Below are 12,718 nucleotides of genomic sequence, written 5' to 3'. Positions count from 1 at the left end.
CAAGCAGGCGGACGGCATGTTTCAGGCCGAGGTGAAGCTTGACCGGCCTGCGGCCGTGATCCTGACAGACGGGGGCACGACGCTTGGTTCCTGGCACATTTCTCTCATCCCCGATTCTGCGCCCACGATTGAAATCACCGCAGAACCCACAGGGGACCCCTCCGGCATGCTCACCGCCCCCTGGAAAGTCACGGACGACTACGGCGTAACGGGTGTCACGGCTGACATCTATCTTGCCGATGATCAGGATGAGGGCGTTGGTTTTTCCGATGCGGGGATCTTCGAGTTCCAGCCGCCAAAACTTCCCATCAGACTGCGCCAGAACGCCGCCAAGGATGAGACCGGCGAGAGCAAGGCCGACATGGCGGAGCATCCATGGGCTGGCTTCATGGTGGAGATGACCCTCACTGCAACCGACGCGGCAGGTAACCGCACCGAAAGTGAAAAACGTGTGTTCCGTCTGCCAGAGCGGCAGTTCACGCGGCTTCTCGCCCGCGCCCTGATCGAACAGCGCAGGCGGCTGATCCTCAATCCAGATGAAGCCGGCGGTGTCGCTGAGATGCTGGTTGCGCTTCTCGCCTATCCGGAAGGACTGATCGATCGCAGCGGTACGCATATCGCCATTGCGACTGCCCTGTCGCGGTTGCGCGCCGCTGCCAACCGGGACAGCATCGACACCGTGATCAACATGCTGTGGCAGATCGCCATCAACATTGAGGATGGTGCATTTGCAGACGCCAAGGCCGAACTCGACGCCCTGCGCAAAGAGCTTCAGAAGGCACTGCGGGAGGGTGCGCCACCGGAACGCATCGCCGAGCTGACACGCCAGCTGCGCGAAGCACTCGACCGCTACATGCAATCAATGATGGAGGAGGTTCAAAAACAGCTCGATCAGGATGGGGTCCTGCAACAGAACATGCCTCGGGAGGGACGCGTGGTGAGCCCTCAAGACCTGCAGAAGATGCTCGACATGATTGAGCAGCTCGCCCAGAGCGGCGCCAACGACGCCGCCGAGCAGTTGCTCTCCGAACTCGAGAACATCCTGCGCAATCTTCGCCCGGGCATGCCACAGCAGGGGGAGGGCCAGGATAGTCCGCTGAACGGGCTTCTGAACGAACTTTCAGACCTGATGCGGCAGCAACAGAAGCTGATGGACGATACGCAGCGCGTGCCGCGGTCGGAGAACTTCGAGGATGGTCAGCCACAGCCCGGTGGACAAGTGCCACAGGGCATGGAAAGCCTCGGTGACCGCCAGCAGGAACTTGGCCAGATGCTCGGCGATCTGATGCGCCAGTTCGGTCAGAACGGTACTGCTGCACCGCGCGCCCTTGGCGAGGCAGGTGAGGACATGGGGCAAGCAGAGGACTCGCTGCGCGGCGGTGACCGGGACGGCGCTCTTGGCCAGCAGGGCGAGGCGCTGGCGAAGCTGCGTGAAGGAGCACGCGGGCTCGCTCGTCAGATGATGCAGCAATCGCAGGGTCAGCAAGACAGCGAGGGACGGGCTGGCGAATCGCGCGGCGATGACCGGGATCCTCTTGGCCGGCCGATGCGCAGCCGGGGTGAGGATACGGGGCCGGACCGTGACATGCTGCCGTCCGAGCAGGCCATTCAACGCGCGCGTGAAATTCTTGACATGTTGCGGGCAAAGGCAGGTGACGCCGGCCTGCCTCGGCTGGAGCGGGACTATATCGAACGGCTGCTGCGCGGCCTTTACTGAGCGGTCGCTGACCCCTGCGAAAGCACCAGCGACCCGGCGATGAGCTGCCAACGGCCGTCCCGCTGAGAGATCGATTCAACACGCAGGCCGCCAGGCAGCTTCGTGCCAATACTGACCGGCACCAGCATCTTGTCATCAGACGATTCAACAGTGACGAACGCCACACCATCAACAACTGTCAGCAGTTCATAGACATGTTGACCTGCTGTCACCGCGTTCACTGTGGGCTGTGGCGGCAAACCGCGGGTAGTCAGGGAACGGCCAAGACTGCGCGTGGTGATCGGATCAGACTCAGGAGGTATGTCGGTGATGATCTTGCGCTTGGCCGGAGGAAAATTGAGCCCGAGATTGGCAGGCGGATCTTCCATGCGATTGAGGACAACGATTTTGTAGGCTGCGAAGGCGATGACTGAAATCGCCAGCGCTGCGGAGAGCACATAGGTTAGAATGTCGGTTAATTTATCGGCCATGCCGGCAAGCTGAGTTTGAGATCGCAGTCTGAACCACCTAACTTGCGCCAGGCGTGTGTGTTGCCGCTTGTTTCAGCGATCCCGGCGCAAGGCGGCGGCCTTGCGCGCCAGAGAAAGCACGCAGCGATCCGCAATCGCCTGGGAAAGCCTCGATGTCTGGCGTATCGCCAGAATGCCCGACAAAAGTGTGCTTCCCGCGGCCACCAGGTCCGATAACCCCCATGCGCGAAGTTGGGCCTGAATGATGGGCTGCCGCCTGAAGAATATGACCGGACGGGACTGCTTCACCACCTGGTCAGACGATGCACCACGATCAATCGCCAGGCGAAATTCCGAGAGGCGAAGGGACTGCTGATGGATTGCCGAAAGCAGGCGTCCGGCATCTTCGCCCGATTGCAGCAGATCGTGAAGCAGACGATCAGCCACTTCAACCTCACCGCTGAAAACACTGTCTGCAAGAGCCTCCGGTGAGGCACCCGTATCGTTACCGCATATCGCCTCAACATCGGCAAGGCTCACGCGCTCCGAACCCATGGCATACAGCGCCAGCTTTTCGGCTTCCCGCCGCGCAAGGCTGCGCGAGCTGCCACAGAGTTCGATGAAGCGAGCCAGCGCATCAGCGCCGATACGGAGACCATTGTCGGCCAGGCTCTGTTCCACCAATCCGGCAATGTCACCCGACTGTACTTGATGGAGGGGCAGGATCAGACTGTTGGTGCTTGTTTCAAACAAAGCCCGCAACCGCGACGACTTGGCCAAAATGCCAGCCTCCGCGACGATGAGATTGCCAGCGGTCTCTTGCTGCAACAGTGGCGTGACCGACTTGAGAAATGCATCACCGGCACCCCGCACCCAAATCACACGGCTGCCACCAAACATCGAGATGGATTGTGCCTCATCAGCAAGCCTTGCGGGATCAGCTGCAAGGTCCGCCTCGGACAGCGATGCCACATTGAAGGGATCGACTGATGAACCAGCCATCTTGCCAACCGTCCGCTCAGCAAGCTCGCGTACGGCCTCTCCATCCTCGCCATAGATGAGCACGGCAATGATACCCGGGTCCGGCCGCCGCAGAAAAGCCTCAAGCGCTTGAGGCTTGATCGCCGTCATGCGCTTTTCTGCTGCTTGGCAAAGTGCGCAGCAAGTCTGGTGCGGATATCGGCGCTCACTTCCAGCGCAGCGCGTTCGGTGGCGTCTGTCTTGGCCTGGAGGTCAGCAAAGGGTTGTCTGATCACGTCGTAACTGGCTCTTGAGAAGCTGCTGCCACGATTGACAACCGTGCCAGTGGACTTGTCGACCAGTTCATAGTTCACCGTGATGAGGATCGCCTCCCGGGTGACACCAGGCTGCCGGATGTTCACGACATTGATGTCAGATACGGTCGTGGTCAGATTCAGCACATACCGTTCGTCGCCTTGTGCAGCCTGCATGGACGAGAGCAGATTGTTGCGGACCAGCTGTCCGGCACGGTCGCCAGCCTCGGGAATCGAGATCGAGGCCAGTGAAGATGCAACACCGGCATTGCCCGGGGACGACCCGTACAGCGGCCGATAGCCACACCCGGCCAGTGCCAGGGCTATAGCTACATATAGGATGGTGGCGAGCCTGCTCATCAGCCGACAATATTGGCGATCCGGCCGGGCACCACAATCACTTTCTTCGGTGAGCGGCCATCGAGTGCCCTGGCCACGGAGTCCAACTTGAGGACCAAGGCCTCAACCTGGGCTGCAGACAGATCGCGAGGAATGGTCAACTCGTCCCGGCGCTTGCCATTGACCTGCACGGCAATCGTGACCTGATCATCCGCCAGCAGAGAGGGCTCCGGCTTCGGCCATGCGGTATCGACGACGTACCCCGGCTTGTTCATGACCTGCCAGCATTCTTCGGCAAGATGCGGCATCATGGGCGCCGACATCAGAACCAGGAACTCGGCTGCCTCGCGCACGGCCTGTTTTTCCGCTTTGCCAGCGGAAAGTGCAGCACCCAGAGCATTGGCAAGTTCGTAGACTCGGGCAATGGCCCGGTTGAAGCGCAGCGAAGATAGATCCTCGGTGACGGCGTCCAGTGCCTTGTGGGCAGAGCGGCGCAGGTCAAGCGAGGCGGCTGCGTCACCCCCCGCCGAATAGGCCACTGCGTCATTGACCAGGCGCCAGATACGCTGGGTAAAGCGCCATGCGCCTTCTGCCCCAGCCTCCGTCCATTCAATGTCGCGCTCTGGTGGCGTATCCGAAAGCATGAACCAGCGTGCAGTATCGGCGCCAAAGCGGGCGATGATATCGTCGGGATCAACGACGTTCTTCTTGGACTTCGACATCTTCTCGACGCCACCGATCTGGAGCGGCTCGCCTGTCTTGGCGTGCACCCATCTGCCATCCTTGTTGATAGCATCAGCTGGGTAAACCCAGTCACCCGTCTGTGTACGGAAGGTCTCATGAATGACCATGCCTTGGGTAAACAAGCTGTCGAAGGGCTCCTCGATTGCCAGGTGACCGGTCGCAGTCATGGCGCGGGCGTAGAAGCGGGAATAGAGGAGATGCAGGATGGCATGTTCCACACCACCAATGTACTGGTCGACACCCATCCAATAGCCGGCTGCTGCCTTGTCCACTGGTTCAGCCGCCCGTGGTGAACAGAAGCGAGCGAAATACCACGATGAATCAATGAAAGTATCAAAGGTATCGGTTTCGCGCCGCGCAGCTTTGCCGCAGGTTGGACAATTGACGTGTTTCCAGGTCGGGTGGTGTTCGAGCGGGTTGCCAGGCCTGTCAAACGTCACGTCATCAGGAAGCGTGACGGGCAGCTGTGCCTTTGGCACCGGCACAATGCCGCAGGCAGCACAGTGGATTACCGGTATGGGGCAACCCCAGTAGCGCTGCCGCGATACACCCCAGTCCCGAAGGCGGAAGTTCACCTTGCGTTCGCCGATTCCAGCCATTTCCATCCGCCGGGCAATTTCCTCCTTCGCGGCCGGCACTGTCATGCCGTCGAGGAAATCGGAGTTGATCAGAACGGTATTGTCACCTTCCTTTTCGATGAAGGCGTCAGCACCGATCTCGAAGATTGCAGGGTCCACTCCCTTGGGCGCAACCACTGGAATGACGGGAAGATCATACTTTCGCGCAAAATCGAGATCGCGCTGGTCATGTGCGGGGCAGCCAAAGATGGCACCCTCGCCATAACCCATCAGTACGAAATTGGCGGCGTAGACCGGCAGCCGCACGCCGGGGCGGAACGGATGGCGCGCATAAAGCTTCAGGAAATAGCCTTTCTTGTCAGCCCGCTCGATGGTTTCCTCAGACGTACCCAACGCCGCCACCTCGCGCCGAAAGGCGGAAAGGCCATGGTCGGCATCAGCCAGCCGACGCGCCAGGTCATGATCAGCCGAGATGGCACAGAAGCTCGCGCCAAAAATCGTATCGTGGCGTGTTGTATAAACGGTGAGTCGTTCCTGCAGAGGCTTTCCGGTCTCATCCTCAAGCTCGAATGCAAAGCGCATGCCCTCGGAGCGGCCAATCCAGTTCTTCTGCATCAGCCGAACCTTGTCCGGCCACTTGTCAAGTCCATCAAGCGCGGAGAGCAGCTCATTCGAATAGGCCGTTATCTTCAGGAACCACTGCGCGAGCTCCCGCTTCTCGACCAGCGCACCCGAGCGCCAGCCTCGCCCATCAATCACCTGCTCATTGGCCAGCACCGTCTGGTCAACCGGATCCCAATTCACCATTGAGACCTTGCGCTCGACAAGGCCAGCCTTCATGAAGTCGATGAACATCGCCTGTTCGTGGCGATAGTAGCTGGGGTCGCAGGTGGCAATCTCTCGGCTCCAGTCCAGCGCCAGCCCCATCGACTGCAGCTGACGCTTCATGGTGGCAATGTTGTCATAGGTCCAGGCCTTCGGGTGGACGCCCCGGTCAATCGCGGCATTTTCGGCCGGCATTCCGAAGGCATCCCACCCCATGGGGTGGAGCACATTGTAGCCGAGCGCCCTGCGGAAACGCGCGATCACGTCACCCATGGTATAGTTGCGTACATGGCCCATGTGGATGCGGCCCGAGGGATACGGGAACATCTCGAGCACATAGTATTTCGGACGAGAGGGGTCTTCGCTGGCCTCAAAGCAGCGGGCCTCAGTCCAGTGCTTTTGCCAGCGCGGCTCGGCCTCGCGCGGGTTATAACGTTCGGTGCTCACAATCCCGGATCCTATTGGTCAAGGTTTATCTGAAGCTGCTGGTACCAGTCCTTGAAATAGCCTGCAAGCTTGGCCTAAACCGGCAAACCGGCCAGAAATGCCGCCGGATCAAGAGTGTGCGCAGGAGCTATCCAGATGACCCATGCCGGCCTCAATGAGGTATCGCACAGGCTTGCCGCGGCGGCCCGGGAAGCAGGTCGAGCGCCTGAAAGCGTCCGTCTGATCGTGGTGTCCAAAACCTTCGGATCAGAAGCGATCCTGCCAGTCATCGAGGCTGGCCAGCGGGTTTTTGGAGAAAATCGCGTACAGGAGGCAAAGACAAAATGGCCTGACCTGAAGGCGCGCTGGCCCGACCTCGAGCTTCACCTGATCGGACCCCTGCAATCCAACAAGACGGCTGACGCCGTTGCCCTGTTCGACGCCATCCATACGGTCGACAGGCCAAAGATCGCCGAGGCGATTGCTCAGGAGATGCGCAGGCAAGGCCGCAGCCTTCAGCTGTTCGTTCAGGTCAACACGGGCCGAGAGCCACAGAAGGCGGGTGTCGAGCCGGAATTGGTGGACCAATTCCTCAGCGACTGTCGTGATCTTCATGGGCTTTCGATCGCCGGGCTCATGTGCATCCCGCCGGCCGACGAGGATCCACGGCCGCATTTCGACTTGCTGGCACAGATCGCAAAACGACATGGCCTTACGCTGCTCAGCATGGGGATGAGTGGCGACTATCCGGTTGCTGTCGCCTGTGGGGCTACCCATGTGCGGGTGGGTTCAGCAATCTTCGGTTCGCGCAGCTGAAGCAAGAACCGACCATCAGGCCGGTTCTTGCACTAAATGACGATACGGCCGCTTGGTCCGATGACCCGGAGGAGCTTGCGCATGTCACTGAGCGAGACGGCTATACAGCCAGCCGTCGGGCCACCATCCGGGCGCCGGAGATGCAGGAATACTGCGCTGCCAAGGCCCTGTACCCGCGGCCGCTCATTGTGTGAGAGTTCGATCACGATGTCATAGAGGTGATCGCTGCGCATCATGGTCTCGTGCGATGTGGCGTAGGGAATGCTGACAAGGCGATTGTAATTTCGATCGCCAACGGTTTCACACCAGCCGTCACGGGGCCGCAAGACCAAGCCTCGCAGCCCACTTAGGGGCGGAAAGATGCGGTCGGCCCGGTAGAACAGGCGACGGAGCTTCCAGATGCCCCTCGGACTTGCGCCATCACCCTCACGCTTGCAAAAACGGCGGCCAGACCGGCCCAGCGAACACCGCAGCGTCATGGTGCCAAGAACCAGCAACCCGGTGGTCGATCGGTCACTGCGGCACAGCAAACGGATCGTCGGGACCAGGCGGCTGGTCATGCTGGCTCCCTCCACTTTCGCCTTGAAAAGGCCATGCACCAGCCTAACATCTCAATTCATGAGTACAAGGGATTTCAATGACTTCCGTGCGGGAATGGCGTCATGACCGGCATACGGAGGCTCATCGTGATTGATGATGACGGCCTGCTTCGGGAAACGCTGAGGGAGCAATTCTTGCTGCACGAGGAGTTTGTGCTGACTGAGGCGGCAACCGCTGCGATTGGCATCAAGGCCGTAATGACAGATCTGCCGGATCTGGTGATTCTTGATGTCAACCTGCCAGACATGGATGGCCGCGAGGCATGCCGCATCATCCGACGCAATGGTTATCGTGGTCCCGTCATCATGCTGACCGGTCAGGCTTCGGAAGCCGACACGATCCTGGGTCTCGAGGCGGGTGCGTCCGACTATGTGAGCAAACCATTTCGCTTTGCCATTCTGCTGGCTCGCATTAGGGCCCATCTGCGCCAGCACGCCCATAGTGAAGATGCCAGCTTCAAGGTTGGCCCCTACAGTTTCAAGCCAGCAGCCAAGACACTGACCCGGACTGATGGCCGGAAGGTTCGCCTGACAGAGAAGGAAACGGCCATCCTCAAATTTCTGTTGCGTGCCGGGGATCAGATAGCGAGTCGAGACGTTCTGCTTCAGGATGTCTGGGGTTACAATGCCGGGGTGACGACCCATACCCTGGAGACCCATGTTTACCGGCTTCGTCAGAAAATTGAACGCGATCCCTCCCAGGCAGAGATACTGGTAACGGCCGAAGGTGGCTACAAGCTTGTTCCATGAATGGTTTTCGTAGACTTGGCTTTGCGGCCGCGGTCATCTAAACAGGCAACATGACATCAAGACGGGCAAAAGACTGCGGCATTGGCCGGGTGTGGGTGGGCTACATCTCATGAGCGTGATGGCCGATGTCGAGACATTCCGGCGCATACCGGTTTTTAGCGCGTGCGACCCTGTTCACCTGCAGGTCCTGGCCTTCTCGGCCACCAGGGTGAGTTTCGAAACGGGTGAGCCACTGACCGAGGAAAATGAGCCGGCGAATGCGGCCTACCTCATTCTGAGTGGCGAGACCAGGTTGAGCAGCCTCAAGGACGGTCCGGTCGGAACTGCAGGAGAAGGCGCCTTGCTGGGCGAAGTCGCCATGATCGGCGGCAGGCACTATGCGCTGACGACTACGGCCACGGAGCCCGTTTCGGCTCTGCGCATCGAGCGCGAACTCTTCATGCGGGTCGCAAGGGAGTTCCCTCAATTTGCCGCAACGGTCTTTCGCAGTCTTGCGGCAAGACTTGAGCAGTCAATGGAAGAGATCAAAGCCACCCGTAGCGAATTTGAAAAGGCCCGCTCCTTCAGCAACACCTGAAGATCAGGCCCTCACTCCGCGAAGCTTGCCATCACGGGCACATGATCCGATGGTTGCTGCCAGCCGCGTGCTTCCTTCAGAACTTCGATCTTCCTGCAGGATGGAGCAAGACCAGCCGTCGACCAGATATGGTCTAGCCTGCGGCCACGATCGCTCAACTCCCAGTCGCGGGCCCGGTAACTCCACCAGGTGTAGAGCTTCTGATCCTCCGGCACATGCCGGCGCATCAGGTCAACCCATCTGCCCGTCTTCTGGATTCGCAGGAGGCCCTCTGTCTCGACCGGAGTATGACTCACGACCCGAAGCAGATCCTTGTGTGACCAGACATCCTGCTCAAGAGGGGCGATGTTCAGATCGCCAACGAGGATACTCTCGTGACCTTTGGGAACGCAGCCCTTGCCGAACCAAGCCTCGAGTTCGTCGATGAACTGCAGCTTATGGGCAAATTTCTCATTGATCACTGGATCAGGCTCATCTCCACCTGCCGGTACATAGAGATTATGGATGATGACAGGCTTTGGTCCGCTGAGCGTCACCGAGATGTGACGGCAGTCATCCTTACCGCAAAAAGGCCTTGAGGACTGTGCCGTGAATGGCCGTTTCGAGACGATGGCAACTCCATGGTAGCCCTTCTGACCAAACTCGGCGATGTGCTCATAGCCCATGTCGCGCAGTGGACCGGATGGAAACTGGCCCTGTGGACATTTGGTTTCCTGCAGGCAGAGTATATCTGGCCGCCAGTGCGAGAGAAGCCTTGTAACCAGGCCAATTCGCAGGCGAACCGAGTTGATGTTCCACGTCGCGACTTTCAGGCTCATGCGCAACATCTAGCGTATCGCGGCATAAAATGGAAATAGCTGTAGCGGCGAATCGACAGCGGGGTCAGGGGCTAGACTTGTCGTTCTTCTTCCGGTCGATCTTGACAACGAAGAGCTTGGGATCTGGCTGTATGCCCGCCACCACATTCTCAAGTGAAACTGTGGTCCGCCGGCCCTTGCCATCAATAACGACCCATTGCTGAAGAACGTTGCGCGTTGTGTCGAACACCAGGGTCAACTGGCCATTGGCAAGGGTGTTCTTCTTGTCTTCGACGGTCACGGCAAGGATTCCGTCCTGATCCTGGAAGTCGAGGATCTTTGTATCCTTCAAGATGTCGACTGTATTGGCCAGAACCAGCCGCAAGGGTGTCTGAGACAGGGGAAACTGATCGCCTTTTTCCTTCTTGACGTTCTTGACCGTCAGCCAGGTTCCGTCGGCAACGATGAGAAAGGGGTTGGGAGGCGCATATTCGAAGCGCATCTTGCCGGGCTTGGAAATGTAGAACACGCCTTGAGAAAGATTGCCCTTGGGGCTGATCTGGGTGAATTCGCCCTGCAGCGTCTTAAAGCTGTTCAAATACTCCGAGATGCCATTGATGGCGGCTTCCTGTTCCGGGTTGAGAGCGAGCGGTTCCGAGGCCCGGGCCAGCGGCACGGCCATGATCATCAAAACAAGGCCCAGCAGGGCACGGCGCGAGAGCTGCGATAGGCTGTTCATCCTGTTCTTTCCGGATAGGGGCCTGAAAACCCGGTTTATCTATTTCAATGCCGTGTTATCCGCAAGAACGGGCCGAATTTGAGGCAGACCCCCCGAAACCAGATTTGGGGAAAGAATCAGGCTGATTGACAGATGAGGAAGCAACCGGTCCGGCTGAGCAATGCGCCACCGCCATGGTGCGAAACACCCCGGCCCTGAAGGTTCGGCAGCGGCGGGCGTCAAGTCCGACCTCCGCCGCCGCGACTGACGGGGAGCCATTTGATCAGGGCGGTTCTTGATTCAGACCCGCGCGCTGTCGCCCGGCACCAGAATCTCGCGCTTTCCTGTCGCATTGGCAGCAGAAATGAGACCTTCCCTTTCCATGCGTTCAATCAGGCTGGCCGCCTTGTTGTAGCCGACCTGAAGACGCCGCTGGACATAGGATGTGGAGACCTTCTTGTCACGCAGTACGACAGCGACGGCCTGATCATAAAGATCATCTCCCGAGCCAGCCGATTCCCCGCCCATGCCACCCGATTCGCCAAACGTACCGTCATCTGGCTCTTCGGTGACTGCATCAACATATTCAGGCACGCCCTGCACCTTCAGATGAGCCACGATCTTTTCGACCTCGTCATCCGAGACGAAGGGGGCGTGCAGGCGCGAGATACGACCACCACCAGCCATGAAAAGCATGTCGCCCTGACCCAGGAGCTGTTCGGCACCCTGCTCTCCAAGAATGGTTCGACTATCGATCTTTGACGTAACCTGAAACGAGACGCGGGTTGGAAAATTGGCTTTGATGGTGCCCGTGATGACGTCAACGGATGGGCGCTGGGTGGCCATGACGACATGGATGCCGGCGGCACGCGCCATCTGGGCCAGGCGCTGCACGGCACCTTCAATGTCCTTGCCAGCCACCATCATCAGGTCAGCCATCTCATCGATGATGACCACAATGTAGGGCATCGGGGACAGATCCATGGCCTCCTTCTCGAAGATCGGTTCGCCAGTCTCTGGGTTGAACCCGGTCTGAACCGTCCGCGAGATCTCCTCGCCCTTGGCTGCGGCCGCCTTCATGCGAGTATTGTAGCCATCGATGTTACGTACCCCGATTTTCGACATCTTGCGGTAGCGCTCCTCCATCTCGCGCACCGCCCACTTGAGGGCAACAACTGCCTTGCGTGGATCGGTGACGACCGGGGCAAGGAGATGTGGAATCCCTTCGTACACGGAAAGCTCCAGCATCTTGGGATCGATCATGATGAGGCGGCAGCGCTCCGGTGGAAGCCGGTAGAGCAGCGACAGAATCATTGTGTTGATGCCAACGGACTTGCCAGAACCGGTAGTGCCGGCGATCAGCAAATGCGGCATGCGTGCCAGATCAGCAAAGACAGGCTCACCACCGATGTTCTTGCCGAGCGCTATGGCGAGGTTGAGGCTTGATTTTTCAAAGGCCTCAGAGCCCAGCATTTCGCGGAGATAGACCGTCTCGCGCTTGGCATTGGGCAGTTCAATGCCAATGGCGTTCCGGCCCTGCACAACGGCAACACGCGCTGAAATGGCACTCATCGACCGGGCAATATCATCTGCAAGGCTGATGACACGTGAGGACTTGATGCCCGGAGCAGGTTCCAACTCATACAGCGTGACCACAGGGCCCGGACGAACCTTCAGGATCTGGCCCTTGACACCAAAGTCATCGAGGACGCCTTCCAGCATGCGGGCATTCTGCTCGAGTGCCTCATCAGAAAGCTCCATCGGCTTGCCGACCCGTTTGGGTTCAGCCAGCAGTGTGAGTGGCGGCAGGTCGTAGATGTCACCACGACTGAACGCCAGCCCAGGTTGCAGGTCCTTCTTCAGCCGCTTGCTGGGCTTCAGTGGCTTGTTGCTGCGGGCGACACGCGGTGCCGGAGTTTCAAATTCCTCCGACGTGCGCTCATCTGCCAAGCCGGGATCGGGGTCATCTTCGTCTACGCCAGCCAGATCCTCCTCCCAGTCCTCAGACTCGTCTGGCGGATCGACAGGACGCCGCGTGACCGAGGCAAGAATCGGTTCAACGCGAAGATGCGGGGCCTGGCCACGGTGCATTCCAGCAGGAGGCTGTGG

Annotated in this window: 12 protein-coding genes; 4 read left to right on the top strand and 8 right to left on the bottom strand. The window is 59.3% G+C overall.

Features of this window, described 5'->3' with window-relative positions:
• A partial coding sequence (locus tag ACILRN_RS11585) for a DUF4175 domain-containing protein (protein ID WP_395688459.1) occupies positions 1-1,717 on the top strand: 1,717 nt, incomplete at its 5' end.
• On the opposite strand, the gene ACILRN_RS11580 is transcribed toward ACILRN_RS11585, so the two are convergent.
• From ACILRN_RS11580 to leuS, 4 genes are all read right to left on the bottom strand, one after another.
• Positions 1,711-2,187 (bottom strand): hypothetical protein, encoded by a 477-nt coding sequence (locus ACILRN_RS11580; protein ID WP_395688457.1) that lies wholly within the window; start codon positions 2,185-2,187, stop codon positions 1,711-1,713. The two genes, ACILRN_RS11585 and ACILRN_RS11580, sit on opposite strands and share 7 nt — an antisense overlap.
• Before the next feature lie 72 nt (positions 2,188-2,259).
• Positions 2,260-3,297, bottom strand: coding sequence for a DNA polymerase III subunit delta (holA, locus tag ACILRN_RS11575; RefSeq protein ID WP_395688455.1), 1,038 nt, complete (start codon positions 3,295-3,297; stop codon positions 2,260-2,262).
• Positions 3,294-3,800 carry a hypothetical protein gene (locus ACILRN_RS11570; RefSeq protein ID WP_395688453.1) on the bottom strand — a complete coding sequence of 169 codons (507 nt, stop codon included), beginning with the start codon at positions 3,798-3,800 and terminating at the stop codon, positions 3,294-3,296. The genes holA and ACILRN_RS11570 overlap by 4 nt, the downstream gene beginning before the upstream one ends.
• Positions 3,800-6,373: a leucine--tRNA ligase gene (leuS, locus tag ACILRN_RS11565; protein ID WP_395688451.1), complete on the bottom strand. Its 2,574-nt coding sequence runs from the start codon at positions 6,371-6,373 to the stop codon at positions 3,800-3,802. The genes ACILRN_RS11570 and leuS overlap by 1 nt, the downstream gene beginning before the upstream one ends.
• Before the next feature lie 135 nt (positions 6,374-6,508).
• Between leuS and ACILRN_RS11560 the strand changes: the two genes are divergently transcribed.
• Positions 6,509-7,168 carry a YggS family pyridoxal phosphate-dependent enzyme gene (locus ACILRN_RS11560; RefSeq protein ID WP_395688449.1) on the top strand — a complete coding sequence of 220 codons (660 nt, stop codon included), beginning with the start codon at positions 6,509-6,511 and terminating at the stop codon, positions 7,166-7,168.
• A gap of 32 nt (positions 7,169-7,200) precedes the next feature.
• On the opposite strand, the gene ACILRN_RS11555 is transcribed toward ACILRN_RS11560, so the two are convergent.
• Positions 7,201-7,728 carry a L,D-transpeptidase gene (locus ACILRN_RS11555; protein WP_395688447.1) on the bottom strand — a complete coding sequence of 176 codons (528 nt, stop codon included), beginning with the start codon at positions 7,726-7,728 and terminating at the stop codon, positions 7,201-7,203.
• A 102-nt stretch (positions 7,729-7,830) separates the two neighbouring features.
• Between ACILRN_RS11555 and ACILRN_RS11550 the strand changes: the two genes are divergently transcribed.
• On the top strand, positions 7,831-8,517 hold the full coding sequence (locus ACILRN_RS11550) for a response regulator transcription factor (RefSeq protein WP_395688446.1): 687 nt from the start codon (positions 7,831-7,833) through the stop codon (positions 8,515-8,517).
• A gap of 109 nt (positions 8,518-8,626) precedes the next feature.
• Positions 8,627-9,094: a Crp/Fnr family transcriptional regulator gene (locus ACILRN_RS11545; RefSeq protein WP_395688444.1), complete on the top strand. Its 468-nt coding sequence runs from the start codon at positions 8,627-8,629 to the stop codon at positions 9,092-9,094.
• A gap of 11 nt (positions 9,095-9,105) precedes the next feature.
• Here the strand turns inward: ACILRN_RS11545 and ACILRN_RS11540 are convergent, their stop codons facing one another.
• The 3 genes from ACILRN_RS11540 to ACILRN_RS11530 all read right to left on the bottom strand — a co-directional run.
• On the bottom strand, positions 9,106-9,912 hold the full coding sequence (locus tag ACILRN_RS11540) for an exodeoxyribonuclease III (RefSeq protein WP_395688442.1): 807 nt from the start codon (positions 9,910-9,912) through the stop codon (positions 9,106-9,108).
• A gap of 64 nt (positions 9,913-9,976) precedes the next feature.
• On the bottom strand, positions 9,977-10,630 hold the full coding sequence (locus ACILRN_RS11535; protein ID WP_395688440.1) for an outer membrane lipoprotein carrier protein LolA: 654 nt from the start codon (positions 10,628-10,630) through the stop codon (positions 9,977-9,979).
• Between the two features lie 279 nt (positions 10,631-10,909).
• A partial coding sequence (locus tag ACILRN_RS11530; RefSeq protein WP_395688438.1) for a DNA translocase FtsK occupies positions 10,910-12,718 on the bottom strand: 1,809 nt, incomplete at its 5' end.

This window comes from Aestuariivirga sp. (assembly GCF_044238155.1).
Taxonomy (GTDB): Bacteria; Pseudomonadota; Alphaproteobacteria; order Rhizobiales; family Aestuariivirgaceae; genus Aestuariivirga.
This window is presented reverse-complemented; position numbering and strand designations above follow the sequence as displayed.

What these genes read in the sequence shown, in the direction of transcription:
- ACILRN_RS11580 (WP_395688457.1), bottom strand. Translation starts at nt 2,187, where the DNA reads ATGGCCGATAAATTAACCGACATTCTAACCTATGTGCTCTCCGCAGCG.
- holA (WP_395688455.1), bottom strand. Translation starts at nt 3,297, where the DNA reads ATGACGGCGATCAAGCCTCAAGCGCTTGAGGCTTTTCTGCGGCGGCCG.
- ACILRN_RS11570 (WP_395688453.1), bottom strand. Translation starts at nt 3,800, where the DNA reads ATGAGCAGGCTCGCCACCATCCTATATGTAGCTATAGCCCTGGCACTG.
- ACILRN_RS11560 (WP_395688449.1), top strand. Translation starts at nt 6,509, where the DNA reads ATGACCCATGCCGGCCTCAATGAGGTATCGCACAGGCTTGCCGCGGCG.
- ACILRN_RS11555 (WP_395688447.1), bottom strand. Translation starts at nt 7,728, where the DNA reads ATGACCAGCCGCCTGGTCCCGACGATCCGTTTGCTGTGCCGCAGTGAC.
- ACILRN_RS11550 (WP_395688446.1), top strand. Translation starts at nt 7,831, where the DNA reads ATGACCGGCATACGGAGGCTCATCGTGATTGATGATGACGGCCTGCTT.
- ACILRN_RS11545 (WP_395688444.1), top strand. Translation starts at nt 8,627, where the DNA reads ATGAGCGTGATGGCCGATGTCGAGACATTCCGGCGCATACCGGTTTTT.
- ACILRN_RS11540 (WP_395688442.1), bottom strand. Translation starts at nt 9,912, where the DNA reads ATGAGCCTGAAAGTCGCGACGTGGAACATCAACTCGGTTCGCCTGCGA.
- ACILRN_RS11535 (WP_395688440.1), bottom strand. Translation starts at nt 10,630, where the DNA reads ATGAACAGCCTATCGCAGCTCTCGCGCCGTGCCCTGCTGGGCCTTGTT.